General features: G+C 70.8%; 20 protein-coding genes and 1 riboswitch. Of the genes, 9 read left to right on the top strand and 11 right to left on the bottom strand.

The window, feature by feature from the left end:
• Positions 1 to 194 precede the first annotated feature (194 nt).
• The 3 genes from JHN45_RS05290 to sepH all read left to right on the top strand — a co-directional run bounded on the left by JHN45_RS05290 (position 195) and on the right by sepH (position 4,477).
• The gene (locus JHN45_RS05290; RefSeq protein ID WP_201048188.1) at positions 195 to 1,442 is read left to right on the top strand and encodes an MFS transporter; all 1,248 of its coding nucleotides are present in this window, start codon (positions 195 to 197) and stop codon (positions 1,440 to 1,442) included.
• Positions 1,402 to 2,721 (top strand): D-arabinono-1,4-lactone oxidase, encoded by a 1,320-nt coding sequence (locus tag JHN45_RS05285; RefSeq protein ID WP_201048187.1) that lies wholly within the window; start codon positions 1,402 to 1,404, stop codon positions 2,719 to 2,721. Before JHN45_RS05290 ends, JHN45_RS05285 begins: the two co-directional genes overlap by 41 nt.
• Positions 2,722 to 3,451: 730 nt before the next feature.
• The gene (gene sepH / locus JHN45_RS05280) at positions 3,452 to 4,477 is read left to right on the top strand and encodes a septation protein SepH (protein ID WP_200711016.1); all 1,026 of its coding nucleotides are present in this window, start codon (positions 3,452 to 3,454) and stop codon (positions 4,475 to 4,477) included.
• An 80-nt stretch (positions 4,478 to 4,557) separates the two neighbouring features.
• Here the strand turns inward: sepH and JHN45_RS05275 are convergent, their stop codons facing one another.
• A complete protein-coding gene (locus JHN45_RS05275; protein WP_201048186.1) occupies positions 4,558 to 5,409 on the bottom strand; it encodes a sulfurtransferase in 852 nt (283 codons plus the stop codon).
• A gap of 317 nt (positions 5,410 to 5,726) precedes the next feature.
• Here JHN45_RS05275 and JHN45_RS05270 point away from each other — a divergent pair, with 317 nt between their 5' ends.
• Complete coding sequence (locus JHN45_RS05270; RefSeq protein WP_200711018.1) at positions 5,727 to 6,530, top strand: VOC family protein; 804 nt, start codon at positions 5,727 to 5,729, stop codon at positions 6,528 to 6,530.
• A gap of 4 nt (positions 6,531 to 6,534) precedes the next feature.
• Here JHN45_RS05270 and JHN45_RS05265 read toward each other — a convergent pair whose 3' ends face one another.
• The 4 genes from JHN45_RS05265 to JHN45_RS05250 all read right to left on the bottom strand — a co-directional run bounded on the left by JHN45_RS05265 (position 6,535) and on the right by JHN45_RS05250 (position 11,931).
• Positions 6,535 to 7,182 (bottom strand): thymidine kinase, encoded by a 648-nt coding sequence (locus JHN45_RS05265; RefSeq protein WP_200711019.1) that lies wholly within the window; start codon positions 7,180 to 7,182, stop codon positions 6,535 to 6,537.
• 44 nt (positions 7,183 to 7,226) lie between these two features.
• Complete coding sequence (locus JHN45_RS05260) at positions 7,227 to 8,417, bottom strand: alkaline phosphatase family protein (protein ID WP_201048185.1); 1,191 nt, start codon at positions 8,415 to 8,417, stop codon at positions 7,227 to 7,229.
• Positions 8,417 to 9,004, bottom strand: coding sequence for a DUF5998 family protein (locus tag JHN45_RS05255; protein ID WP_200711021.1), 588 nt, complete (start codon positions 9,002 to 9,004; stop codon positions 8,417 to 8,419). Before JHN45_RS05255 ends, JHN45_RS05260 begins: the two co-directional genes overlap by 1 nt.
• A gap of 119 nt (positions 9,005 to 9,123) precedes the next feature.
• Positions 9,124 to 11,931 carry a bifunctional GNAT family N-acetyltransferase/acetate--CoA ligase family protein gene (locus JHN45_RS05250; RefSeq protein ID WP_201048184.1) on the bottom strand — a complete coding sequence of 936 codons (2,808 nt, stop codon included), beginning with the start codon at positions 11,929 to 11,931 and terminating at the stop codon, positions 9,124 to 9,126.
• Positions 11,932 to 12,127: 196 nt separating this feature from the next.
• Between JHN45_RS05250 and JHN45_RS05245 the strand changes: the two genes are divergently transcribed.
• Positions 12,128 to 12,409, top strand: coding sequence for an HPr family phosphocarrier protein (locus JHN45_RS05245; RefSeq protein WP_019072943.1), 282 nt, complete (start codon positions 12,128 to 12,130; stop codon positions 12,407 to 12,409).
• Between the two features lie 161 nt (positions 12,410 to 12,570).
• Here JHN45_RS05245 and JHN45_RS05240 read toward each other — a convergent pair whose 3' ends face one another.
• The 4 genes from JHN45_RS05240 to JHN45_RS05225 all read right to left on the bottom strand — a co-directional run bounded on the left by JHN45_RS05240 (position 12,571) and on the right by JHN45_RS05225 (position 17,337).
• Positions 12,571 to 13,266, bottom strand: a complete 696-nt coding sequence (locus tag JHN45_RS05240; RefSeq protein WP_200711023.1) for a GntR family transcriptional regulator — start codon at positions 13,264 to 13,266, stop codon at positions 12,571 to 12,573.
• Between the two features lie 187 nt (positions 13,267 to 13,453).
• Positions 13,454 to 14,209 (bottom strand): M23 family metallopeptidase, encoded by a 756-nt coding sequence (locus JHN45_RS05235; RefSeq protein WP_200711024.1) that lies wholly within the window; start codon positions 14,207 to 14,209, stop codon positions 13,454 to 13,456.
• A gap of 13 nt (positions 14,210 to 14,222) precedes the next feature.
• Positions 14,223 to 14,385: riboswitch (cyclic di-AMP (ydaO/yuaA leader) on the bottom strand.
• Positions 14,386 to 14,587: 202 nt separating this feature from the next.
• A complete protein-coding gene (locus tag JHN45_RS05230) occupies positions 14,588 to 15,976 on the bottom strand; it encodes a pitrilysin family protein (protein WP_201048183.1) in 1,389 nt (462 codons plus the stop codon).
• Positions 15,973 to 17,337, bottom strand: coding sequence for a pitrilysin family protein (locus JHN45_RS05225; protein ID WP_201048192.1), 1,365 nt, complete (start codon positions 17,335 to 17,337; stop codon positions 15,973 to 15,975). The genes JHN45_RS05230 and JHN45_RS05225 overlap by 4 nt, the downstream gene beginning before the upstream one ends.
• Positions 17,338 to 17,670: 333 nt before the next feature.
• Between JHN45_RS05225 and JHN45_RS05220 the strand changes: the two genes are divergently transcribed.
• Positions 17,671 to 20,127, top strand: a complete 2,457-nt coding sequence (locus JHN45_RS05220) for a DNA topoisomerase (ATP-hydrolyzing) subunit A (protein WP_200711026.1) — start codon at positions 17,671 to 17,673, stop codon at positions 20,125 to 20,127.
• A gap of 16 nt (positions 20,128 to 20,143) precedes the next feature.
• On the opposite strand, the gene JHN45_RS05215 is transcribed toward JHN45_RS05220, so the two are convergent.
• A complete protein-coding gene (locus tag JHN45_RS05215) occupies positions 20,144 to 21,259 on the bottom strand; it encodes a GTP-binding protein (protein ID WP_236583371.1) in 1,116 nt (371 codons plus the stop codon).
• A gap of 325 nt (positions 21,260 to 21,584) precedes the next feature.
• Here JHN45_RS05215 and JHN45_RS05210 point away from each other — a divergent pair, with 325 nt between their 5' ends.
• Positions 21,585 to 22,136 (top strand): DUF6082 family protein, encoded by a 552-nt coding sequence (locus JHN45_RS05210; RefSeq protein ID WP_201048182.1) that lies wholly within the window; start codon positions 21,585 to 21,587, stop codon positions 22,134 to 22,136.
• A gap of 137 nt (positions 22,137 to 22,273) precedes the next feature.
• On the top strand, positions 22,274 to 22,510 hold the full coding sequence (locus tag JHN45_RS05205; protein WP_201048181.1) for a hypothetical protein: 237 nt from the start codon (positions 22,274 to 22,276) through the stop codon (positions 22,508 to 22,510).
• Positions 22,511 to 22,690: 180 nt separating this feature from the next.
• On the opposite strand, the gene JHN45_RS05200 is transcribed toward JHN45_RS05205, so the two are convergent.
• A complete protein-coding gene (locus JHN45_RS05200; RefSeq protein ID WP_201048180.1) occupies positions 22,691 to 23,857 on the bottom strand; it encodes a citrate synthase/methylcitrate synthase in 1,167 nt (388 codons plus the stop codon).
• 97 nt (positions 23,858 to 23,954) lie between these two features.
• Between JHN45_RS05200 and JHN45_RS05195 the strand changes: the two genes are divergently transcribed.
• Positions 23,955 to 25,211 carry a citrate synthase gene (locus tag JHN45_RS05195; protein WP_201048179.1) on the top strand — a complete coding sequence of 419 codons (1,257 nt, stop codon included), beginning with the start codon at positions 23,955 to 23,957 and terminating at the stop codon, positions 25,209 to 25,211.
• Positions 25,212 to 25,239 lie beyond the last annotated feature (28 nt).

The raw sequence follows: 25,239 nt of genomic DNA, 5'->3' as shown, positions 1-25,239 counted from the left end.
CTTCCGGGGAGGTGCGCCGGGGGCAGCGCGGGCGGGCACATCGGGCGGGCACATCGGGCGCGGCACGGGCGGGTGCATCGGGCCCCACCTGCTCGTAAGCTGTATCAGCCGCATTCGCACCTTACTGAGCCGTCATCACATCGCCACCCCCGCACCACCGAGCCGCCACCGCGCCCTTTCGACCGGAGTCACCCGTGCCCAGCCCCTACCGCGCCCTGTTCGCCGCCCCCGGCTCCAAGGGCTTCTCCGCCGCGGGGTTCCTCGGGCGCATGCCCCTGTCGATGATGGGCATCGGCGTGGTCACGATGATCTCCCAGATCAACGGGCGCTACGGGCTCGCGGGCGCCCTGTCGGCCACCATCGCGCTGGCCGCCGCCGCGATCGGGCCGCGGATCTCGCGCTGGGTCGACCAGTACGGGCAGCGGCGGGTGCTGCGTCCGGCGACGCTCGTCGCGCTGGCCTCGGCGGCCGGGCTGCTGCTGGCCGCCCGCTTCGCGTGGCCGGACTGGCTGCTGTTCGTGTGCGCCGCCGGTATCGGCTCGGTGCCGAGTCTGGGCGCGATGGTCCGCGCGCGCTGGGCGGCCGTCTACCGGGGCACCCCGCAGCTGCACACCGCGTACTCCTTCGAGTCCGTGGTCGACGAGGTGTGCTTCATCTTCGGGCCGATCATCTCGATCGGGCTGTCCACGGTGTGGTTCCCGGAGGCGGGTCCCCTGCTGGCCGCCTGCTTCCTGGCGGTCGGTGTCTTCTGGCTGACGGCTCAGCGGGCCACCGAGCCGGCCCCGCACCCGCGCGTGAAGGGTGCCGAGGGCGGCGGCTCGGCGCTGCGGGCCGCCGGTCTCCAGGTTCTGGTGGCCACCTTCGTGGCGACCGGGGCGATCTTCGGGGCGGTCGACGTGGTCACCGTCGCGTTCGCCGACGAGCGGGGTCACAAGGGCGGCGCCAGCGTGGTGCTCGCCCTGTACGCGGCGGGGTCCTGCGTGGCCGGAGTCGTGTTCGGGCTGCTGCGCTTCCGGGGAGCGCCGGAACGTCGGTGGCTGCTGGGCATATGCACGATGGCCGTGAGTATGATCCCCCTCCTACTGGTCGGAAACTTGCCGCTTCTGGCCGTGGCGCTGTTCCTTGCGGGACTGTCCATCGCACCCACGATGATCACGACGATGTCCCTCATAGAAGAGCACGTACCTCGCGCGAAGCTCACCGAAGGCATGACCTGGGTGAGCACCGGCCTGGCGGTCGGGGTCGCGCTCGGTTCCTCGGTCGCCGGCTGGGTGATCGACGCAGCCGACGCGCGGGCCGGGTACGGGGTTCCGGTGGTCGCCGGAGCCGTCGCGGTCGCGGTCGGTTTCCTCGGGTACCGCCGGCTCAGCAGACCGGCACCGGGTCGGGGAGGCACCGTTGTTGGGCACCACAGCGAGCGCGAAGAACGGCACGTGGCGTAACTGGGGCGGGACGGTCGCGTCCCGGCCCGCGCGGGAGGTCACGCCCGCCTCCGTCGAGGAGCTGGCCGCGGCCATCCGCAGGGCCGGCGAGGACGGTCTGACGGTGAAGGCCGTCGGCAGTGGGCACTCCTTCACATCGATCGCCGCCACGGACGGCGTGTTGATCCGCCCTCAACTGTTGACCGGCATCCGCAACATTGATCGCGATGCATTGACGGTCACGGTCGAGGCAGGCACCCCGCTCAAGAGACTCAACATGGCTCTCGCGCGCGAGGGTCTGTCGCTCACGAACATGGGCGACATCATGGAGCAGACAGTCTCCGGGGCGACCAGCACCGGCACCCACGGCACCGGACGCGAGTCGGCCTCCATAGCCGCCCAGATCAGGGGACTTGAGCTGGTGACGGCGGACGGCTCGGTGCTCACCTGCTCCGAGAAGGAGAACCCGGACGTCTTCGCGGCGGCCCGGATCGGCCTCGGCGCCCTGGGGGTCGTCACCGCGATCACCTTCGCCGTGGAGCCCGTCTTCCTGCTCACGGCCCGCGAGGAGCCGATGACCTTCGACGAGGTCACCGGACGCTTCGACGAACTCTGGGCCGAGAACGAGCACTTCGAGTTCTACTGGTTCCCGCACACCGCGAGCACCAACACCAAGCGCAACAACCGCAGCGCGGGCCCGGAGCAGCCGGTGGGCAAGGTGGCCGGCTGGTTCGAGGACGAGTTCGTCTCCAACGGCCTCTGGCAGGTGGCCAACTGGGTCGGCCGCGCGGCGCCCGCGAGCATCCCGACCATCGCGCAGATCTCCACCAAGGCCTGGTCCACACGGACTTACACGGACATCCCTTACAAGGTGTACACCTCGCCCCGCCGGGTGCGGTTCGTCGAGATGGAGTACGCCGTCCCGCGCGCGGCCCTGGTGGACACGCTGCGGGAACTCAAGGCCATGGTCGACCGTTCCGACTTCAGGGTCAGCTACCCGGTAGAGGTCCGCACCGCGCCCGCGGACGACATCGCCCTGTCCACCGCCTCCGGCCGGGACAGCGCCTACATCGCCGTGCACATGTACAAGGGCACTCCGTACCAGGCGTACTTCACCGCCGCCGAGCGCATCCTCACCGCGCACGAGGGCCGCCCGCACTGGGGCAAGGTGCACACCCGGGACGCCGAGTACTTCGCCGGGGTCTATCCGCGCTTCGGCGAGTTCACGGCGCTGCGGGACCGGCTGGATCCCGATCGACGGTTCCAGAACGACTACTTGCGGAGGGTGCTGGGTCAGTAGCCGACGCGCTCGGCACGGGGGGGGCGCCCTGGCAGCGTCCCCCGAAGCGCTCGGCCTCGGACTGAGCGGAGCAGGGCCACCGTTGCCGGTGGACGGTGTCTCCGGGGCGGCCTACGAGCCGTTCGGGGAACCGGACGGGGAATCCGGCCGGGCCCGGTTCCCCGCCGCCGTCACCGGACTTCGGGGACGACGACGTGCCGTGTCCGGTGACGGACGCTCAGATCGATCCGCCCTCTGCTCACATCGGACCTTGCACGCATTCCGGTTCCTGGCCCCACTTTCCCGTACCCGATCAACCATCTGTACGACAAAGGGACTTGCGACCGAAACCGATAGTTCCGATTCCGGCTATTGCGTGAAGTGCGCCACTTTCAAGATCGCGTGAACCCCGCCCAGGACCGCCAAGTCCCGCCCCTCACAAGAAGTTGGGCAGCGTGCCAATCCACGCACGTGGTCCAAATGGAGTACTGTTGCGAGCCCTGGGTGCGGTCTCCTGCCAGGGCGTCCGCGGCCTTTCGGACCGCCCCGAGGGGGCCAGTTGCACAGGGTGACGTAGTTGGTCACTTAGCGTTGCGAATAGGTAACCGTGCCATAACGGCGAGTTCGGGCCCGTGCCCGACACGCCGGGCAACTCGGCAAGGTTGTGGCAGGCTGCACCCGGGCAGGCCACACTCGACTAGCGGAAGCAGCGACGCACGTGACGTCGGCAGGCACCACCCGGGAGGTCCCCATGCCCGAACTGCGTGTCGTGGCCGTCTCTAACGACGGCACACGGCTGGTGCTGAAGGCTGCGGACAGCACGGAGTACACGCTTCCGATTGATGAGCGTCTGCGCGCCGCCGTACGCGGCGACCGTCCCCGCCTCGGCCAGATCGAGATCGAGGTGGAGAGCCATCTCCGCCCCCGAGACATCCAGGCACGTATACGTGCCGGCGCCTCCGCCGAGGAGGTCGCGCAACTCGCCGGCATCCCCGTAGACCGGGTGCGCCGCTTCGAGGGTCCCGTGCTCGCCGAGCGTGCCTTCATGGCCGAGCGTGCCCGGAAGACCCCTGTCCGCCGCCCCGGTGAGAACGCCGGACCCCAGCTCGGCGAGGCCGTGCAGGAGCGGCTGACGCTGCGCGGTGCCGAGAAGGACACCGTGCAGTGGGACTCCTGGCGCCGTGACGACGGCACCTGGGAGGTTCTGCTGGTCTACCGGGTCGCGGGCGAACCGCACTCGGCGAGCTGGACGTACGACCCGCCCCGGCGGCTCGTCCAGGCCGTCGACGACGAGGCGCGCTCGCTGATCGGCGAGTCCGACGACCTCTCCGCCACCCCCGAGCCCAGTTTCCCGTTCGTCCCGCGGATCGCCCGGCTGCCGCGCGACCGCCCGCTGGACCGTGCCCTGGAGCGCCCGGAGCGTCCCGCGCTGCCGTCGCCCGAGGTGGCCGAGGAGAGCGAGCGCGACTCGCTGACCAGCCTCCTGGAGGCGGTACCGAGCTTCCGTGGCGACATGGTCGTCCCCGAGCGTCCCTCGGAGACCCCGGAGGAGCCCGTCGAGGAACCGGAGGCGGAGGAGCCCCCGGCACCCGCGGCCTCGGCCGGTTCGGCCTACGCGGACGTGCTCATGCCCCGTTCCGTCGGCGCCCACCGCGACCGGCTCATCGGCTCCACGGACCGCCAGGCCGAGGCGGACGGCGTCCGTCCGGGCCGCAGAGCGGCGGTCCCGAGCTGGGACGAGATCGTCTTCGGCACCCGAAGGAAGAAGCAGGAGTAGTCCGCCGTAAAGCAGTTCGGCTACGACGAAGTGGGCCCGCGCCGGTTTCGGCGCGGGCCCACTTTCTCCTTCTACGGCCGCTACTGCGGGTCGGGGCCGACGGCGACCGGGCGCTCCGGGTCCGCGGACCACTCCGACCAGGAGCCGACGTACAGGCCGGCCGGAATGCCCGCCACCGCCAGGGCCAGCACCTCGTGGGCGCCCGAGACGCCGGAGCCGCAGTAGACGCCGACGCCCGTCCCCTCCGTGGCGCCCAGGGACTTGAAGCGGGCGGCCAGTTCCTCCGCCGGGAGGAAGCGGCCGTCGGCGCCCACGTTCTCGTTGGTCGGCGCGGACACGGCGCCCGGGATGTGGCCGCCGACCCGGTCGATCGGCTCCACCTCGCCGCGGTAACGCTCCCCCGCGCGGGCGTCGAACAGGACCCCGCTGCGGGCCAGCGCGGCGGCGCCGTCCGCGTCCAGGAGTTGCACGGCCCCCGGCTCCGGCGTGAAGTCGCCCTCGGCCGGTGTCGGCTCGTCGGTCCCCAAAGGACCCTCCCAAGAGGGAAGGCCGCCGTCTAGGACCCGCACGTCCGGGTGACCCGACCAGCGCAGCAGCCACCATGCGCGGGCCGCCGCCCAGCCCTGGCCGCCGTCGTACACGACGACCGCGCGGTGGGCCGATACACCCGCTCGGCGCATCGCGGCGCCGAAGCGCGCGGTGTCGGGGAGGGGGTGCCGGCCGCGGGCGCCGGGTGCCGAGGCCAGTTCCTGGTCGAGGTCTACGTAGACGGCGCCCGGGATGTGCCCGGCCGCGTACTCGGCGTGTCCGTCGAAGGGCGGTTCACCTGCGGCCTTCGCGACGCTGAGCTGCCAGCGGATGTCGAGGAGGACCGGCGGGTTCGTCCCGGCCAGATCGCTCGCCAGTTCGGGTGCGGAGATGATGGCGTTCATGGCCACCATCCTCGCGCAAGGGGTGGCCGACACGTCCAGGTCCGACTACTGTGCCCGCCGGGCAGTCTCGATCACGAGGCGTACGGGATCGAGCACATGCTGTACAACCGATGGACACCCCACGGCAAGCAACCGGAAACGGACGAGGAGCCACAGACCGGGCATCCTCCGTACGTGAGCCGCCCGTCGGCGGCGCGGCCGGGGCGCGCAGCGCCACCGGGGGTGCGAGCATCGGCTCGGGGCGTGACGCGGCTGCGGCACGCGGATCCGCACTGCGGAAGACACGGCCACCGCGAGGGGCCGAGGAGAAGGTGACGATGACCGAGGCACGGGGGTCGGCCGGCCTGAACGGCGACACGCACACTCGGCGTACGCAGGGCACACCCTGCTGGGTGAGTCTGATGGTGCACGGCATGACCACGACTCAGGAGTTCTACGGAGAGCTGTTCGGTTGGGAGTTCCAACCCGGTCCCCATCAGCTCGGCCCCTACGCGCGGGCCCTGCTCGACGGGCAGGAGGTGGCCGGCATCGGCCAACTGCCGCCGGACCGGCATCTGCCCATCGCCTGGACGCCGTATCTCGCCTCGGACGACGTGGACCAGACGGCCGAGACGGTACGGATGTGCGGTGGCACGGTCGGGGTGGGCCCCCTGGACGCGGCCGAGGCCGGTCGCCTGGCCATCGGCTCCGACCCGTCGGGGGCGGTGTTCGGCATCTGGCAGGTCGCGGAGCACCTCGGTACGTCGATCACGGGCGTCCCCGGCACACCCGCCTGGAACGAACTGCTGACCTTCGAGACGGAGAGCGTCGCCAAGTTCTACGAGGCGGTGTTCGGCTACGAGGCGGTGCCGGTCGAGTCCGCCGACCTCGACTACGTCACCCTGCACCTGGACGGCGCCCCGGTCGCCGGCATCCACGGCGTCGGCACAGCCCTGCCCCGTGACCGGGGCCCGCACTGGATGACGTACTTCGAGGTGGCCGACACGGACGAGGCCCTGCGCCGCGTCACCGACCTGGGCGGCCACACCCTCGAACCACCCCACGACAGCCCCCACGGCCGCGTGGCCACGGTCGCCGACCCCGAGGGCGCGATGTTCTCGGTGATCCAGGGGCCGCGGTAGAACCCTAGGCCGACGTCATCGGCAGTACGTCCGGTGACAGCGCCGCCGCCCGTGCCGTGGCCGATGTCATGCGGCGGCGGTGGTGGCGGCGGCACAGGACCTCGTAGCCGATCGCCTCCGCCTGGTTGACGTCGCCGACGACGACCTGGGCGCCCTCGACGACCATCTCGCCGCCTATCGTGCGGGCGTTGTGGGTGGCGCGGGCGCCGCACCAGCAGAGGGCCTCCACCTGGAGGACCTCTACGCGGTCGGCGAGTTCCACCAGGCGCTGGGAGCCGGGGAAGAGCTTGGAGCGGAAGTCGGTCGTGATGCCGAAGGCGTAGACGTCCAGGCCCAGGTCGTCGACCACGCGCGCGAGTTGGTCGATCTGCACGGGCGCCAGGAACTGTGCCTCGTCGGCGATGACGTAGTCCGCGCGACCGCCCTGGGAGAGGTGGTCGACGAGATACGCGTACAGGTCCTGCTCGTCCTCGACCTCCACCGCGTCGGTGACCAGGCCGAGGCGTGAGGAAAGCTTTCCCTCGCCCGCGCGGTCGTCCCGCGTGAAGATCACCCCTGCCAGGCCGCGCGCCGAGCGGTTGTGCTCGATCTGGAGCGCCAGGGTCGACTTCCCGCAGTCCATCGTTCCGGAGAAGAACACCAGCTCGGGCATGGGGAGTTGAGCACCTTTCGGCGAAGAGAGAGGAGGGTGGGGCTTCAGGAGCGTACTTCGAGCAGGGGGACCAGCTGTTCGGCAGGGGTCATGGAACCGTGGTTGCCGACCATCGCCGACTCCTTCGGCTCCCGCTCGGACGCGATGACCAGGACGTCGTCCCGGGCCGCCACGATCACGTCGCCGAGGCGGTCGTAAACACGCTCGTCGATCTTCGGGCCGAACCAGCCCGCCGTGATCGCCTCGTCGCGTGACGCCACCCAGAACTGTTCGCCGAGCACCTCGCGCCAGCAGGTCAGTACGTCGTTCTCGGCGCCGCGCACCGCATAGACGTGGCGTGCGCGGCCCTCGCCGCCGAGGAGGGCGACTCCGGCACGCAACTCCCAGTCCGCGTCGAAGTCGATGCGGTGCTCCTCGTCGAAGGGCACGTCGATCATGCCGTGGTCGGCGGTGACGTACAGCGCGCTGCGCGGCGGCAGTTGCTCGGCGAGGCGCTGGACGAGCCGGTCGACGTACATGAGTTGGCCGCGCCAGGTGTCGGAGGCGACGCCGTAGCGGTGGCCCGCGCCGTCGAGTTCGGCGTAGTACGTGTAGATCAAGGAGCGGTCCCCGGCGGCCAGTTGCTCGGCCGCGAGGTCCATGCGTTCCTCGCCGGTCAGCCGCCCGAGGAACGTTCCGCCGCTGAGCGCGACCTTCGTCAGCGGGGTGTTCTGGAAGGTGGGGGACGACACCTGGGCGGCGTGCACGCCCGCGTCCTGGGCGAGTTGGAAGATCGTGGGGTACGGCTGCCAGGGCTTCGGCGAGGTCCACGGCTGCCAGCGCAGCTGGTTCATCAGTTCGCCGGTGGCCGGGTTGCGCACGGTGTAGCCGGGCAGGCCGTGCGCGCCGGGCGGCAGGCCGGTGCCGACGGAGGCCAGCGAGGTCGCGGTGGTCGCCGGGTATCCGGCGGTGAGCGGGCGTCCCGTGCCGCCGCGCGAGCTGCCGAGGAGGGCGTGCAGGTACGGCGCCTCGTCGGCGTGGTCCTTGATCTGCTCCCAGCCGAGGCCGTCGACCAGGAAGACGCAGTTGCGGTCGGCCGGGGTCAGTTCCGGGATCGCCGCTGTCGTACCGGGTACGCCCATGCCGGCGGCCAGCGTGGGCAGCAGGTCGGCGAGGGAGCCGGAGCCGTACTCGGGGACGGGCGCGGAGGCTACGGCGAGGGGTTCGGGGTGGTCCCAGGTTGCGGGCTGCGCCATCAGCGGGGTACGTCCGCGGTCGCCTCGGACAGCGCCTGCGCGAAGGCGAGGGTCTGCTGGACCGTCTCCGGGCCGTCCCCGGCCTCGCTGACGCGCAGGCTCAGGTCGTCCGCCGTCGAGTTGCCCGTGTAGCCGTGGTCGGCCTCGCAGTTGGGGTCGCCGCAGGCGGCCGGCTCCAGGTCGATCCGGGAGACGGCACCCCAGCCGATGGTCAGCACGACCTCGCGGGGCGGTGTGCCCGGCTTGTACGACTCCGGGTTGGCGACCACGCGGCTGAGCACCACCGACGAGATCCGGCCGATCTTCACGGACTCCGTGGACGTCGTGGCGTACGGCGTCGGGGAGGTGGTGTCGGCGGCCTGCTCGTCGGTGTGGCTGACGATGAAGCGGTTGCCGGTGAGGACGAGCACGGTCACATGCCGGCGCACCTCGTTCTGGTCGAACGTGGTCTCCTGGTGGACCAGGAACGACCGGATCGGCTCGCCGCCCACGGCGGCCTCCACCGCCTCGGCCACGAGGGCCGGGTAGTAGCCGCTGCGCTCGATCGCCGCACGCAGCCCCTGGGTCGTCGTACTGGTCTTGGCCATGACGTCCATCCTACGGTGGCCCACTGACTGCGAGGCACCGCCGAGCACGGTCTTGTCACAGCCGTCTCAGTACCCGGGACCAGCACCCGGAAGCGGCTCCCCGCGCGCGGGGAGGTCCGTCAGTACACCGGAAGCGTCCTCGGGCCGAGGTCGTCGCGGACCGGCGGTGGGGCCAGGCGGACGGAGGCGCCGAGCACGCTCAGTCCGTGCGCGGCGACGACGACCGGCTCCAGGGTGACCGCGACCACCTCGGGATGGTCGTCGACCAGCCGCGACACCCGTAGCAGCAGCTCCTCCAGGGCAGGCGTGTCGACGGGCGTCGATCCGCGCCAGCCGAACAGGAGGGGTGCCGTCCGGATCGACCGGATCAGCGAACCGGCCTCCCGGTCCGTGACCGGAATCAGCCGGTGCGCGGTGTCCCCGAGCAGCTGCGAGGCGGCTCCGGCGAGCCCGAACGACAGCACGGCCCCCGCCGCCGGATCGATGACGGCCCGTACGACGGTGTCGACCCCGCGCGGCGCCATCCGCTGCACCACCGGCCGCAGTTCCTCCGGCCTGCCGAACAGCTCGCCCAACTCGGCGTACGCGCGCCGCAGTTGGTCCTCGTCCGCGAGATCCAGTCGTACGCCGCCCAGGTCCGCGCGGTGTCGCAGGTGCGGGGCGGTGGCCTTGAGGGCGACCGGGTAGCCGAGGGTGCGGGCGGCCTCGGCGGCGGCTTCGGGGGTGGGCGCGGGCAGCGCGCGATGCACGTCGACGCCGTACCTGCCGAGCAGTTCGCAGGTCTCGTCGACGCCGAGCGTGAGGCCCTGCCCGCGCGCGAGGAGCCCGCCGATCAGTCCGGCGGCCCCCTTCTCGTCGATGTCCTCGTACTCGGGCACCCGGCCGGGGTCGACGGACTCGCGGCGCCACTGGGCGTACTTCACGGCTTCGGCGAGGGCGCGGACCGCGCGTTCGGCGGCGGGGTAGGCGGGGATGAGGCCGACGCCTTCGGAGGCCTGCGCCGCGCTGGGCGGTCGGTCCTCGGAGCGCGGGGAGTCCTCCCGCCTCGAAACGGCCCGCGGTGCCGTACTGGTCGCGGCCGACAGCGCCGCCGCGAGCCCTCCGAGCTCCACGTGCACCACCAGAACGGGCTTCCCGGGGACGGTCTCCGCCGCCGACCGCAAGGCCTCTGCCAGCGCCGCGTCCTCCGCAGGTCCCTCCCCCACGGCGGGTATCGCGGTCACGACCACCGCGTCGCAGGAGTCGTCGGCCAGCGCTCCGGACAGCGCCCGGTGGAAGTCCGCCGCCGTCGCCGCCGTCGTCAGATCCACCGGCGGCGTCGGCCGCAGCCCCTCGGAGAGACACGCGTCGTACGTCAGAAGTCCCAGTGACTCGGAGTTCCCGAGGATCGCCACCCGGGCCCCGCCGGGCAGCGGCTGGCGCGCGAGCAGCAGCCCGGTGTCGACGAGTTCGGTGATCGTCTCGACGCGGATCACGCCGGCCTGGCGCAGCAGCGCGGACACCGTCGCGTGCGGCAGGCGTGTCGCGCGGACGGCGTGCCCCTGGGGGGCGGATCCGGCGCCCTGGACCACGACCAGGGGCTTCGCCGCCGCGGTGCGCCGGGCGAGGCGGGTGAACTTGCGGGGGTTGCCGATGGACTCCAGGTACATGAGGGCGACGTCGGTGTCGGGATCGTCGTACCAGTACTGGAGGACGTCGTTTCCGGACACGTCCGCGCGGTTGCCGGACGACACGAAGGTGGAGACGCCGGTGACTCCGGTTACGCCGCCGCCTCGTCGGTGCAGGCGGGAGAGGAGGGCGATGCCGATGGCGCCGGACTGGGCGAACAGTCCGATGCGTCCGGGGCGGGGCATCTCGGGGGCGAGGGACGCGTTCAGCCGTACGTCGGCGGCGGTGTTGATGACCCCGAAGGCGTTCGGCCCGATGATCCGCATGCCGTACGTGCGCGCGTGCCGGACGAGTTCGCGCTGGCGCTCGCGTCCCTCGGGGCCGCTCTCGGCGTACCCTGCGGTGACCACGACGAGCCCCTGCACCCCGTGTTCGCCGCACTCGGTGACGACCTGGGCGACGTGTTCGACGGGGACGGCGACGACCGCGAGGTCCACGGGGCCTTCGATGTCGCGCACCGAACGGTGTGCTGGTACCCCGTCGAGTTCCTTCTGCCCTTCGGGGAAGGCCTTGTTGACGGCGTACAGGTCGCCGGTGAAACCGGCGTCCCTGATGTTGTCGAGAACGCTGCGGCCCACACCTCCGGGGGTACGGCCCACACCGACGACGGCGACCGAGCCGGGCACCAACAGCCGTCGTACGGACCGCGCTTCGGCCCGCTGCTCCCGCGCGCGCTGCACGGCGAGGGACCGATCAGTGGGTTCGAGATCAAACTCCAGGCGTACGACGCCGTCCTCGAAGCTGCGCTTCTGGGTGTAGCCGGCGTCCGTGAACACCTTGATCATCTTGTTGTTGGCGGGCAGCACCTCGGCGGCGAACCGGCGGATGCCGCGCTCGCGGGCGACGGCCGCGATGTGCTCCAGGAGGGCGGAGGCGACGCCCCTGCCCTGGTGCGCGTCCTGCACCAGGAAGGCGACCTCGGCCTCGTCGGCGGGGGCGGACGCGGAACGACCGTCGGCACTAATGCGGTCATAGCGTACGGTGGCGATGAACTCGCCGCCGACGGTGGCCGCGAGTCCCACCCGGTCCACAAAGTCGTGGTGCGTGAAGCGGTGGACATCCTTGGCGGACAGGCGAGGGTACGGCGCGAAGAAGCGGTAGTACTTCGACTCGTCGGAGACCTGCTCGTAGAAGCTGACCAGGCGATCGGCGTCGTCGACGGTGATGGGCCTGACGCGCGCGGTACCTCCGTCGCGCAGCACGACGTCGGCTTCCCAGTGGGCGGGGTACTCGTGCCGGTCCGACGAGGTCTGCTGCATGGGGCCCAGCGTACGGCTCGCGTCCGACAACGGCGCGAGGCAGTCTGTGGGTGAAAGCAGCGAGGAGACGAGGGGTAGTGGGGCCGAGGCCGCGGTCCGACACCCCTTTCCGGACGGTCCGCGAGGCCGCTCCGGGCTCGCTTCACGTGTGGGAAACTGGTCTAGACAACCCTGAGACTCTGAAGGGCAGCATCACATGGCTGAGCGCCGCGTCAACGTCGGCTGGGCGGAGGGCCTTCACGCCCGTCCCGCCTCCATCTTCGTCCGGGCCACCACGGCCGCAGGTATCCCCGTGACGATCGCCAAGGCCGACGGCAACCCCGTCAACGCGGCCTCCATGCTCGCGGTCCTGGGCCTGGGCGCCCAGGGCGGCGAGGAGATCGTCCTCGCGTCGGACGCCGAGGGCGCGGACGCGGCCCTCGACCGACTGGCGAAGCTGGTCGCCGAGGGCCTCGAGGAACTCCCCGAGACCGTCTGAGTTACCCGCAATTGAGGGTTGCGGTGATTTCGCCGCAAAACCGATGTACCGCAACCACGAAGGGCTCGCCCGAATTACCGGGCGAGCCCTTCGCAATTCCACTTGCGGGCAGCAGAAATAATCCCCCGCGAATTATCTCCTCTTTGTATACGGCGCCCGTGTTAATGCCGGAGACCCGACATGTTTACGGGAGGTTGCGAAGTCCTCACACGGTCCGTGCCGTTCGTGCCGCCGGGAAAGCGCAGCCGGTGCGCGCTGCCCGCGCGCTCGGTGTGCAGGGCCGTGATCGCCCGCGCGCGCTCCCCGTCGCCGCGCGCCACGGCGTCCACGATGGCCCCGTGCTCCGCCCAGGACTCCACGGGGTTGGCCGGTGCCTCGACCGCGTACATCCAGGCGATCTTGTGCCGCAGCTGGGTCAGCATCGAGGTCAGCGCGGGGCTTCCGGAGGCCTGGGCCAGCGTCTCGTGGAACCAGCTGCCCAGGGAGCGCAGATCCTCGCTGTTGCCCCTCCTGGCGCGCTCCTGGCCCAGCCTGACGAGGCCGCGCAGCACCTTGAGGTGGGCCTCGGTGCGCCGCTGGGCGGCCCGCGAGGCGCCGAGCGGCTCCAGCAGCATCCGCATCTCCAGCAGGTCGGCGGCCTCCTGCTCGGTCGGTTCCGCGACGCACGCGCCCGCGTGCCGCCGGGTCACCACGAACCCCTCCGCCTCCAGCGTGCGCAGGGCCTCCCGCACGGGCACGCGCGAGACGCCGTACCGGCGCGCGAGGAGTTCCTCCGTGAGCCGGCCGCCGCGCTCGTAGACACCGGCGACGATGTCGTCCCGGATCGCCGTGCATACCGAGTGCGCCGGAATACGCATGTCCGACCTCCGCCTTAATCCCCGTGAAACGTCGACGATTGACGTGTGTTCCGTGACTCTATTGCAATCAGCGGGAATTTCCGATGGCGGACCGGAATCCATGGATATTTTTTGGACAGGAGGGGTCCGGAAACGCCGAAAGCCCCGGCCTACGGGCCGGGGCTCCGGGAAGTGCGGCGGTGCGTCGTCAGACGTTGACGCCGTGCTTGCGGAGGTAGGCGACGGGGTCGACGTCGGAGCCGTACTCGGCGGTCGTGCGGGCCTCGAAGTGGAGGTGCGGTCCGGTGACGTTGCCGGTCGCCCCGGAGAGGCCGATCTGCTGGCCCGGGGTGACCTTCTGGCCGACCGAGACACCGATGGACGACAGGTGGCCGTACATGGTGTACATGCCGTCGGCCATCTTGATCACGACCTCGTTGCCGTACGAGCCGCCCCAGCCGGCCTCGACGACGGTGCCGGAGCCCACCGCGTGGACGCTGGTGCCGGTCGAGGCGTGGAAGTCGATGCCCGTGTGGGCGCCGGAGGACCACAGGGAGCCGCCGGTCTTGTAGCCGGTGGAGACATAGGAGTTGGCGACCGGCGCGACGAAGGTGTTGAGCCTCTTGCGCTCGGCCTCGCGGGCGGCGCGCGCCTGGGCCTCACGGGCCGCCTCGGCCTGGGCGGCGGCCTTGGCGCGTGCGGTCTCCTCGGCCAGCGTCTCGGCGGCGGCCTGCCGCTGGGCGACGGCCTGGGCGTCGATCTTCTCGGCCACGGCATCGCCCATGGCGACGACAGGGGTGAGGCCGGTCTGTTCGGGGGTGGGCTCCGCGGCGAACGCCGGGGCGGCGGCCAGGGTGCCTACGACGCCGGAGGTGGCGAGAGCCGCGACACTCGCGGCGCGAACGGTGGTGCGGTGGGTCCGGCTCGGGCGACGGTGCTTCCCGGTGGCGCGGGTGAACGCCATGAAGTGGCTGGTCCTTTCCTTCCTTCTCGCCTACCGGGTTAGCTGACGGGTTCGGAGCAGGAAGGTCTCCTACGGACTCCCCCGCTCACGCGCGGGCGTCCGATTCACCCCAGGGACTCATGTGGGTCCCCGGCTCCCCTGGCTCGCGCCGTACGGGGACTCGGCGATGACTGTCCGGTGCCGCGAGTGCGGCGCGGTGCCTGACGGACAGCCGGACCGACGCTAAGGGGGGCCACTTTCAATCCCCAAACGGATCACGGTTTTTGTAGCGCACGCCACAGGGCAGACAGGCAACCTCTCCCCCAATTCGGACAATAGGGAGCCCTGGTGGCGCTTCTGTCACCAGGGCTCCCCCACGCGCGCGTGCCGCTGTCGCGTCTACTCCGCCGGAACGACGGTCACTTCACCGATCCCGAGGGCCTCGACGGGCTCCTTGATCTGCTCCGCGTCGCCCACAAGGATCGTCACCAGACGGTCCACCGGGAAGGCGTTCACGACCGCCGCGGTGGCCTCCACGGTGCCGGTCGCGGCGAGCTGCCGGTACAGCGTCGCCTGGTAGTCGTCGGGCAGGTGCTGCTCGACCTGGTCGGCCAGCGTGCTCGCCACGGCCGCCGCGGTCTCGTACTTGAGCGGCGCCACCCCGACGAGGTTCTGTACGGCGATGTCGCGCTCGGCGTCGGTGAGTCCGCCCTCGGCGAGCTTGCGGAGCACCGTCCACAGGTCGTCGAGTGCCGGGCCGGTGTTCGGGGTGTCCACGGAGCCGCTGATGGCGAGCATCGACACGCCCGTGCCGTCGGGTGCCGAACGCAGCACCTGGCCGAAGGCCCGCACACCGTAGGTGTAGCCCTTCTCCTCGCGCAGGACGCGGTCCAGGCGGGAGGTGAGCGTGCCACCGAGGCAGTACGTGCCGAGCACCTGCGCGGGCCACACGCGGTCGTGCCGGTCGGCTCCGACGCGGCCGATGAGCAGCTGTGTCTGGACGGCGCCGGGCCGGTGCACGATCACGACCCGCCCGGTGTCGTCGGCGGTCACCGGCGGCACGGGGCGCGGCTGGGCGGTGGAGCCCGTCCACGAGCCCAGGGTGTCGGCGAGCAGCGCGTCCAGGTCGATGCCGGTGAGGTCGCCGACGACCACGACGGTGGCGGTCGCGGGGCGGACGTGCCGGTCGTAGAAGGCGCGTACGGCCCCGGAGTCGATCTTCTGGACGGTCTCCTCGGTGCCCTGGCGCGGGCGCGACATGCGCGAGCTCGCCGGGAACAGCTCCTTGGAGAGTTCCTTGGCCGCGCGGCGGGACGGGTTGGCCGTCTCGTGCGGGATCTCGTCGAGGCGGTTGCGGACCAGCCGCTCGACCTCGCTGTCCGCGAAGGCGGGCGCCCTGAGGGCGTCCGACAGCAGGCCGAGGCCCTTGGCCAGGCGCGAGGCCGGGACCTCCAGGCTCAGGCGCAGCCCGGGGTGGTCGGCGTGCGCGTCGAGGGTGGCGCCGGAGCGCTCAAGCTCGGCGGCGAACTCCTCGGCGGAGTGCTTGTCGGTGCCCTCGGAGAAGGCGCGCGCGGTGATCGTGGCAACACCGTCCAGGCCTGCCGGTTCGGCCTCCAGGGGCGCGTCGAGGAGCACCTCGACGGCGACGACCTGCTGGCCGGGGCGGTGGCAGCGCAGGACGGTCAGGCCGTTGCCGAGCGTGCCGCGCTCGGGCGCCGGGAAGGCCCACGGCCGGGCCTCGCCCGCCTGGGGCTGCGGGTGGAATTCCATCGTGGCGAGCTCGGTCACTTGGCCGCCTCCTCGTTCTCGTCGCCGGCCTCGGCCGCTGCTTCGTCGTCCTCGTCGTCCTCGTCCGCGAGCGGCTCGTAGACGAGCACCGCGCGGTTGTCGGGCCGCAGGCGCGCCTTGGCGACCTCCTGGACCTCCTCCGCCGTCACGTCGAGGACGCGCTGTACGGCGGTCAGGGCGAGCTGCGGGTCGCCGAACAGGACGGCGTAGCGGCACAGTTCGTCCGCGCGGCCCGCGACCGTGCCGAGCCGGTCCAGCCACTCGCGCTCCAACTGGGCCTGGGCGCGCTCCATTTCCTCGGCCGTGGGGCCCTCCGCGGAGAACCGGGCGAGCTCCTCGTCGATGGCGGCCTCGATGACGGGCACCTCGACGTCCCCGGACGTCTTGACGTCCAGCCACCCCAGGGAGGGCGCTCCGGCCAGCCGCAGCAGCCCGAAACCGGCCGCGACGGCCGTACGGTCGCGTCGTACGAGGCGGTTGTAGAGGAGCGAGGACTCGCCGCCGCCGAGGATGGTGAGGGCGAGGTCGGCCGCGTCGGACGCGCGCGTGCCGTCCTCCGGGAGCCGGTAGGCGCACATCAGGGCGCGGGCCGGGACCTCCTCCTCGACGATCTCGCGCAGTTCGCCGCCCATCGTGTCGGGCAGTGCGCCGTCACGGGGCGCGGGCTTGCCGTCGTGCGAGGCGATGGACCCGAAGTACTTCTCGACCCAGGCGAGCGTCTGCTCGGGGTCGATGTCGCCGACCACGGACAGGACCGCGTTGTTGGGCGCGTAGTAGGTGCGGAAGAACGCGCGCGCGTCCTCCAGGGTGGCCGCGTCCAGGTCCGCCATCGAGCCGATGGGCGTGTGGTGGTAAGGGTGGCCCTCCGGGTAGGCGAGGGCGGTCAGCTTCTCGAACGCCGTCCCGTAGGGCACGTTGTCGTAGCGCTGGCGGCGCTCGTTCTTGACGACGTCCCGCTGGTTCTCCATGGACTCTTCGTCAAGAGCGGCCAACAGGGAGCCCATGCGGTCGGCTTCGAGCCAGAGGGCGAGCTCCAACTGGTGGGTGGGCATGGTCTCGAAGTAGTTGGTGCGCTCGAAACTGGTGGTGCCGTTGAGCGAACCGCCCGCGCCCTGCACCAGTTCGAAGTGGCCGTTGCCCTTCACCTGTCCGGAGCCCTGGAACATCAGGTGCTCGAAGAGGTGAGCCAGGCCGGTACGCCCCTTGACCTCGTGGCGGGAACCGACGTCGTACCAGAGGCACACCGCCGCGACCGGGGTCAGGTGGTCCTCGGAGAGCACCACACGCAGACCGTTGGCCAAACGGTGTTCGGTCGCTGTCAGACCGCCGGACCCTGCCTCGGCGGTGGCCGTGTGACCCATGGGCATGTACGTCCCTTCGATCGCGGATTATCTGGCTGGAACCGCAGAAATCCTGCTCGTCCCGCCACTGTATGCAAGCGTGCGGACGGTCGGCGAAGTTCCCGGCGGACGTACGCCGAGAGCGAGATCGCGTAGCCTGCGGGCAGTCGCACACGTGGACCCACGCGGCAGCCGTCGGTGACGGAGCCGAGCGGCCAACGCCGGGTCCTGGTCCGCGTTGTCAGTGCCGCGGTCCACAATGGTTCACGTCAAGACCCCGTTCACGCTTCAGCAAGAGTGAGCCGAAGGGGAGCGACCCCCAGGCGAGCGACCAGAAAAGAGGAGCCGGCAGCGATGGCCCGCCGCAGCACGAAGACCCCGCCGCCCGACGACTCGTTCGAGGAGCGGATCCTCGACATCGACGTCGTCGACGAGATGCAGGGCTCCTACCTTGAGTACGCGTACTCGGTCATCTACTCCCGCGCCCTGCCGGACGCCCGGGACGGCCTGAAGCCGGTCCACCGACGGATCGTCTACCAGATGGACGAGATGGGCCTGCGCCCCGACCGCGGCTATGTGAAGTGCGCGCGTGTCGTCGGCGACGTCATGGGCAAGCTGCACCCGCACGGCGACGCGTCGATCTACGACGCCCTGGTGCGCATGGCCCAGCCCTTCTCCATGCGCGTCCCCCTGGCCGACGGCCACGGCAACTTCGGCTCGCTGGGCAACGACGACCCGCCCGCCGCGATGCGGTACACCGAGTGCCGGCCGTCCGAGGCCGCGAACCTGATGACCGAGTCGATCGACGAGGACACGGTCGACTTCGCCCCGAACTACGACGGCCAGGAGCGGGAGCCGGTGGCCCTGCCCGCCGCCTTCCCGAACCTCCTGGTGAACGGCTCGTCGGGCATCGCCGTCGGCATGGCCACCAACATGCCGCCGCACAACCTGGGCGAAGTCATCGCGGCGGCCCGCCATCTGATCCGCTATCCGAACGCGGACCTCGACACCCTGATGCGCCATGTCCCGGGCCCCGACCTGCCGACGGGCGGCCGGATCGTCGGCCTCAGCGGCATCCGGGACGCGTACGAGACGGGCCGCGGCACCTTCAAGATCCGCGCCACGGTGGCGGTGGACGACGTCACACCGCGCCGCAAGGGCCTGGTCGTCACCGAACTGCCCTTCACCGTGGGCCCGGAGAAGGTGATCGCCAAGATCAAGGACCTGGTCGGCGCGAAGAAGCTGCAGGGCATCGCCGACGTCAAGGACCTCACCGACCGCGCGCACGGCCTGCGCCTGGTCATCGAGATCAAGAACGGCTTCGTCCCGGAAGCGGTCCTGGAGCAGCTCTTCAAACTGACGCCGATGGAGGAGTCCTTCGGCATCAACAACGTCGCCCTGGTCGACGGCCAGCCCCTCACGCTGGGCCTCAAGGAACTCCTGGAGGTCTATCTCGACCACCGCTTCAACGTCGTACGGCGACGCAGCGAGTTCCGCCGCACCAAGCGGCGCGACCGCCTCCACCTGGTCGAGGGTCTGCTCACCGCGCTCGTCGACATCGACGAGGTCATCCGGATCATCCGCTCCAGCGACAACTCCGCGCAGGCGAAGCAGAGCCTGATGGAGCGCTTCTCGCTGTCGGACATCCAGACGCAGTACATCCTGGACACGCCGCTGCGCCGGCTCACCCGGTTCGACCGGATCGAGCTGGAGTCGGAGATGGAGCGCCTCAGCGCGGAGATCGCCGAGCTGACCCGCATCCTGGAGTCGGACACCGAACTGCGGAAGCTGGTCTCGACCGAACTGGCCGCGGTGGCCAAGAAGTTCGGCACCGACCGGCGTACGGTCCTGCTCGAGTCGGCGGGCGCTCCCGCCGCCACCGTGCCGCTCCAGGTCGCCGACGACCCGTGCCGGGTGCTGCTCTCCTCGACGGGCCTGCTGGCCCGTACGGCGAACGGCGAGCCCTTCCCGGAGGACACCGAGGCCCGGCGCGTCAAGCACGACGTGATCGTCTCGGCGGTCCCGGCCACCGCGCGCGGCGAGCTGGGCGCTGTCACCTCGGCCGGCCGGCTGCTGCGCATCAACGTCGTCGACCTCCCGCAGCTCCCGGAGACGGCGTCCGCGCCGAACCTCTCCGGCGGCGCGGCGGTCACGGAGTTCGTCTCCCTGGAGGAGGGCGAGACGGTCATCTGCCTGACGACCCTCGACGAGTCCTCCCCGGGTCTGGCCATCGGCACGGAGCAGGGCGTCGTCAAGCGCGTGGTCCCCGACTACCCCACGAACAAGGAGGAGTTGGAGGTCATCACGCTCAAGGACGGCGACCGGATCGTCGGCGCGATCGAGCTGCGCACCGGTGAGGAAGACCTCGTCTTCATCACGGACGACGCCCAACTCCTGCGCTACCAGGCCTCCCAGGTGCGTCCCCAGGGCCGCCCGGCCGGCGGTATGGCGGGCATCAAGCTCACCGACGGCGCGAAGGTCATCTCCTTCACGGCCGTCGACCCGGCCGTGGACGCGGTGGTGTTCACGGTCGCGGGCTCGCGCGGCACGCTGGACGACTCCGTCCAGACGACGGCCAAGCTGACCCCGTTCGACCAGTACCCCCGCAAGGGCCGCGCCACCGGCGGCGTCCGCTGCCAGCGCTTCCTGAAGGGCGAGGACTGCCTGTCCCTGGCCTGGGCGGGCGCCGTACCGGCGAAGGCCGCGCAACGGGACGGCACCCCGGCCGAACTCCCGGAGATGGACCCGCGCCGCGACGGCTCGGGCGTGTCCCTGCCGAAGACGGTGTCGGTGGTGGCGGGCCCGGTGTAGCCCGCCCCCCTGGGGCCTACGGCTCCGGCTCGAACTCCGGTTCCTGGTCCGGTTCTTGTACGTAGCGCAGGACGCCCCACATGCCGTGCTCGTCGGCGTGTGGGGCGTCGCCGTCCCGGCACGCCTCCAACTCCTTGCCGAGCGTGGCCAGTTCGAGCCCGCTGCCGATCAGCACGAGCTGCGTCAACCGGGCGTCCCCGCTCGCCCAGGGTTCGGGATAGAACCGCAGGAAGCGCCCTACGGCGTGCACGGCGTACCGGTTGCGGGGATCGTGGGCGCCGAAATCGACGTACCCCTTGATCCGGTAGAGCCCCTCGGGCCTGCTGTCCAGGAACGCCATCAGCCCGCGCGGGTCCATGGGCACGTCGGACGCGAAGGAGAGGCTGTCGTAGGCGGCGTGCAGATGGTCTGCGTGCTCGTGCTCGTCGCCGGTGTGCTCGTGCAGGTCGTCGAAGGTCAGCTGCCCGACGCGCTCCTCGCTGGGCCTGCAGTCGAAGAGGAACTCCGGGTCGACACGGCCGTAGGTGGCGGGCACCACGGCGGCCCGGTCGGTGAGGGAGCGGACGAGTCCGAGGACGCGCGGGGCGTCTACCACCCGGTCGAGCTTGTTGACGACGACCAGGTCGGCGAGGGAGAGATGCCGGTCGATCTCGGGGTGCTTCGCGCGCGTGGCGTCGAACTCGGCGGCGTCGACGACCTCGACGAGTCCGCCGTAGACGATCCCCGGATGCTCGCTGGCGAGCAGCATGCGCACCAGTTCCTCCGGTTCGGCGAGTCCGCTGGCCTCGATGACGATGACGTCGATACCGGTGGCGGGGCGGGCCAGCCGCTCCAGGTAGACGTCGAGTTCACTGGCGTCGACGGCGCAGCACAGGCACCCGTTGCCGAGCGAGACGGTCGAGTCGCCGAGGGCTCCGGCCACGGCCAGCGCGTCGATCTCGATCGCCCCGAAGTCGTTGACGACGGCGCCGATACGGCTGCCTCCGCTGCGGTGCAGGAGGTGGTTGAGCAGGGTCGTCTTGCCGGAGCCGAGGAATCCGGCGAGTACGACGACGGGGATCTGCGGGGGGCTTGAAACGGGTGTCCCGCTTCCGCTCGGGCTCGGGTGTGCGCTCGGGTTCTGCGGGCTCAACGTGCGACCTCTTTCACGCCGACGCGTGCACCGGATCGCGGTCGGGCGCACGTACGGAGGTTGAATGCCGCCCCAGGATACGAGCCGGAGGAATCGCCGCGAAGTGAACGGTTGTTAGCGCTCCGCGCGGGGCACACGTTGGGGAAGGCGCCGGTTCGTGCGACCCTCGCTTCCCTCCGTGCGCCTCCTCTCCGCCTCCCTGCCGATCAGAGCCGCTCGGCACCCTGGGAGACGGCAAGCGCCGCCCATCGCTCGCCGGTCCCCGTCTTCATCAACCCGCACCCGACGAACCGGCGGACGGCCGCCTGATTCGGGGGTTGTTGACATGGCCACACGGAACAAGGGTGCACGAGGGCTGGGCACTGTGGCTGCGGGCTTGATGCTCGCCACCGCTACGTTGAACCTCGCCTCGCGTCAGCGACGACTCGAAGAGGCACGCCTACAGGTGCGACGGTTGGAGCTTGAGGAACTGTCCGCGCGGCGACGGGCTCTGGCCCACCAACAGCGCATGCACTGGGAGTTGCTGTCCAAGGCGATCGACGATCCCGCTCTCGCCGAGGTGATCGACACCTACGACAGAGACATCCCGGCGGCCAAGAGGCGCCAGTACTTTTACGCCAACGCCTGGTACGCCAATCTGTACCACCTCTACCGCGCGGGGATCCTGGACCAGGAGGAGTTGTACGGGCATCTGCGCGAGCTGTTCCAAAGCCCTGTCCTGCGGGAGTACTGGGAGGCTTCGAAGGGCACCCGCGCCTCACTGAAGGGCGCGTCGGAAGAGGCCAAGATCGGGCGCATGGTCGACGGCCTGCTCAAGGATCTAGACGAGGCCGACACGGACGAGTGGTGGGTGGTGGGCAACCCTCCCGGGCCGTGATCAGGACACTCTGTCGATGGTTCGAGCAGGGCGACACGAGTAGTTGGCCTTTTTTCATCTGGCCACGTGCGCACCACTCGCACCAGTAACGTGCTGCCGATCACTGTGTCAATCTCCCTGACTAAGGACCGGTATCTTTGAAGATCGTGCGCCGCATCGGTGTGCCGCCGAGCGTCCGTGGCAGTGCCACGGGAACCAGTTGCCCGGACGTGTTCGAACTGAGCGACGGTAATTTCGCCGTCATCGGCACCGAGGCCACCGAGGCTCTTGATCATGAGCTCCCCGCCGATGCCTCCCGTGCCGACTACGAGCGCATTGTCATCGTGAGCAGAGAGACCCTGATCCGCGCCAAGGCGGACATCCCCGACGCCTGAGTCACGAGTACGCGTCCGCACCGGACTCGTCCCGTACACGCTTCGCCCAGCCGCGCACCACCACCGAGCGACTCGGGTACCTACCCGACGAGCAGTCCATCACCCCGTCACTGCTCGATCACCACCCATGAGGCCTGGCGCCAGAACGGCACCAGGCCGCACGCGTCCCTCGGGCCGCTGTCAGCTCATCAGCGGCACCGCCACCGGCGCCCCCACCCCCACATACCGCGCAACAGGCCGGATGATCTTCGAGTCCTCCGCCTGCTCCACCACATTCGCGCCCCACCCCACCACCCGCGCAGCGGCGAACGTGGGCGTGAACATCTCCCGTGGCAGACCGCAGAGTTCCATCACCAGCCCGGCGTAGAACTCGACGTTCGTGTGGAGTTCGCGGCCCGGCTTGAGTTCGGCGAGGATCGCCTCCACCTGGCGTTCGACCTCGACCGCGAACTCGACCCGGGGTCCGCCGAACTGCTGGGCGACCTCGCGCAGCATCCGGGAGCGCGGGTCCTCCGTGCGGTAGATCGCGTGGCCGAAGCCCATGATGCGGTCGCCGGCGAGGACGCTCTCGCGGATCCAGGGGTCGATGCGGTCCGGGGTGCCGATCGCGTCCAGGGTGTCCAGGGCCCGACTGGGCGCACCGCCGTGCAGCGGGCCCGAAAGCGCCCCCACGGCTCCGACCAGGCAGGCCGCCACATCGGCCCCGGTCGACGCGATGACCCGCGCGGTGAAGGTTGACGCATTGAATCCGTGGTCAATGGTTGAGATCAAGTATTGCTCGATCGCCCTGGCCTGCTGCTTGTCCGGCTCCGAACCCGTCAACATGTACAGGTAGTTGGCCGCGTAGGAGAGGTCCTCGCGCGGCTCCACGGGGTCAAGGCCCCGGCCCAGCCGGTACAGCGCGGTCAGCAGCGTCGGTACGGCGGCCGATGCCACAAGGGTGTCCCTGCGGCGCGGATCCGCGCCGATGTCGTACACCGGCCGGAAACCCTTCGCAGCGCCGAGCAGCGACAGTGCCGTACGCATGCCGGACAGCGGTCCGGACGTCCCGCTCGCCGCCGCGACGGCGGGCAGCGCGGCCCGCACCTCGTCGGGCAGCCGGCGCAGCGCCGCGGTCTCGGCTGCGAAGGCGGCGCTCTGTTCGGCGTCCGGCAGTTCGCCGTTGGCCAGGAGATGCCAGACGTCCTCGAAGCCGCGGGTCTGCGCGAGCTCGACGGCGGAGTACTGGCGGTAGTGGTAGAAGCCCTCGGTCCCCCGGACGTCACCGATTCGGGTGTCGGTGACGACGACGCCCGCGAGTCCCCGCGGAACCTCGATACGAGTGGCAGCGGCCCTGTTGATGGACATGTTTCCTCCCTGGACTTGATTTCAATGTCCATGGTTGACTCGATCTCTGTCAATATTGATTGAATCAATGCAATGAGAAGTGGATACGGTGACCTCCATGCGCGATCAAGAACCCGCTCCCGGTCACCCCGAGCGACGGCTGAGCACCAAGGAGACCGCCGAGCTGCTCGGCGTGAAGCCCGAGACCGTGTACGCGTACGTGAGTCGCGGACAGCTGGGCAGCAGGCGCGAGCCCGGCGGCCGGGGCAGCACCTTCGACGCCAAGGAGGTGGAGGCGCTCGCCCGGCGCAACAGACGCGAGAGCAACGGGAGTTCGGGTTCCGGAGGCGAGTTGTCCGTACGCACCCGGATCACGCTCATCGAGAAGGACCGGTACTTCTTCAGGGGCGTCGACGCGACCGAGCTGACCGCGCGCCACTCCTACGAAGAGATCGCCGAGTGGCTGTGGACCGGGCAGTTGCGTCCCGGGATCACGTTCACCGCGCCCAAGGCGGCGGTCGCCGTCGCCCGCCGCGCGGTCGACGCGCTGCCCGAACACGCGGGCCCCACCGACCGGTTGCGGGTCGCGGCCATCGCGGCGGCGACCGCGGACCCGCTGCGCTTCGACCTGTCCGAGGACGCCGTACTCGGCACGGCACGCACCCTCATCCCCACCCTCGTCGCCGCTCTGCCGCCTGTGCGGCGCACCCATCGCGACGAGGGTCCGCTCGCCCACCGCCTGTGGGCGCGGCTGAGCGGCCAGCCTGCCGACGAGGCGTCACTGCGCGCTCTGGACACGGCACTTGGCCTGCTCGTCGACCACGACCTGGCCGCGTCCACCCTCGCGGTGCGGGTCGCCGCCTCGGCCCGCGCGCACGCCTACGCGGCCGTCTCCTCCGGCCTGGGCGTCCTCGAAGGCCCCCTGCACGGCGCGGCCAGCGGTCTGGCGCACCGGATGCTGCTCGACGTCCTCGACCAGGGCAGCGCCGCCCCGGTGGTCGCCGACGAACTGCGGGCCGGCCGCCGTATCCCCGGACTCGGCCACCGGCTCTACCCGGGCGAAGACCCACGCGCGCGTGCCCTGTTCGCCCTCCTGAAGGACGTTCCCGGCGCGGGGCCCGCCCTCGCCGCGGCCCGTGACATCGTCGCCACCACCGCCCGCCACACCCCGCTGCACGCCAATGTCGACCTGGCGCTCGCCGTTCTCACCGTCTCCTCGGGCATGCCCTCCACGGCGGGCGAGACGATCTTCGCGGTCGCCCGGACCGCGGGGTGGATCGCGCACGCCCTGGAGGAGTACGGCGAGCGCCCGCTGAGGATGCGCCCCAGCGGTCACTACGTCGGCCCGAAACCGCCTCGACCACTACCGGAGTAGGACACGAGTGCGACCGGAAGTCGCCCCG

This window comes from Streptomyces sp. MBT53 (assembly GCF_016654115.1).
GTDB lineage: Bacteria > Actinomycetota > Actinomycetes > Streptomycetales > Streptomycetaceae > Streptomyces.
The sequence above is the reverse complement of the archived record's forward strand: the minus strand, read 5'-3'. Positions and strand labels throughout refer to the sequence as shown.

Coding starts and splice junctions, on each gene's coding strand:
- sepH (WP_200711016.1), top strand. CDS start 3,452: ATGCCCGAACTGCGTGTCGTGGCCGTCTCTAACGACGGCACACGGCTG.
- JHN45_RS05275 (WP_201048186.1), bottom strand. CDS start 5,409: ATGAACGCCATCATCTCCGCACCCGAACTGGCGAGCGATCTGGCCGGG.
- JHN45_RS05270 (WP_200711018.1), top strand. CDS start 5,727: ATGACCGAGGCACGGGGGTCGGCCGGCCTGAACGGCGACACGCACACT.
- JHN45_RS05265 (WP_200711019.1), bottom strand. CDS start 7,182: ATGCCCGAGCTGGTGTTCTTCTCCGGAACGATGGACTGCGGGAAGTCG.
- JHN45_RS05260 (WP_201048185.1), bottom strand. CDS start 8,417: ATGGCGCAGCCCGCAACCTGGGACCACCCCGAACCCCTCGCCGTAGCC.
- JHN45_RS05255 (WP_200711021.1), bottom strand. CDS start 9,004: ATGGCCAAGACCAGTACGACGACCCAGGGGCTGCGTGCGGCGATCGAG.
- JHN45_RS05250 (WP_201048184.1), bottom strand. CDS start 11,931: ATGCAGCAGACCTCGTCGGACCGGCACGAGTACCCCGCCCACTGGGAA.
- JHN45_RS05245 (WP_019072943.1), top strand. CDS start 12,128: ATGGCTGAGCGCCGCGTCAACGTCGGCTGGGCGGAGGGCCTTCACGCC.
- JHN45_RS05240 (WP_200711023.1), bottom strand. CDS start 13,266: ATGCGTATTCCGGCGCACTCGGTATGCACGGCGATCCGGGACGACATC.
- JHN45_RS05235 (WP_200711024.1), bottom strand. CDS start 14,209: ATGGCGTTCACCCGCGCCACCGGGAAGCACCGTCGCCCGAGCCGGACC.
- JHN45_RS05225 (WP_201048192.1), bottom strand. CDS start 17,337: ATGGGTCACACGGCCACCGCCGAGGCAGGGTCCGGCGGTCTGACAGCG.
- JHN45_RS05220 (WP_200711026.1), top strand. CDS start 17,671: ATGGCCCGCCGCAGCACGAAGACCCCGCCGCCCGACGACTCGTTCGAG.
- JHN45_RS05210 (WP_201048182.1), top strand. CDS start 21,585: ATGGCCACACGGAACAAGGGTGCACGAGGGCTGGGCACTGTGGCTGCG.
- JHN45_RS05200 (WP_201048180.1), bottom strand. CDS start 23,857: ATGTCCATCAACAGGGCCGCTGCCACTCGTATCGAGGTTCCGCGGGGA.
- JHN45_RS05195 (WP_201048179.1), top strand. CDS start 23,955: ATGCGCGATCAAGAACCCGCTCCCGGTCACCCCGAGCGACGGCTGAGC.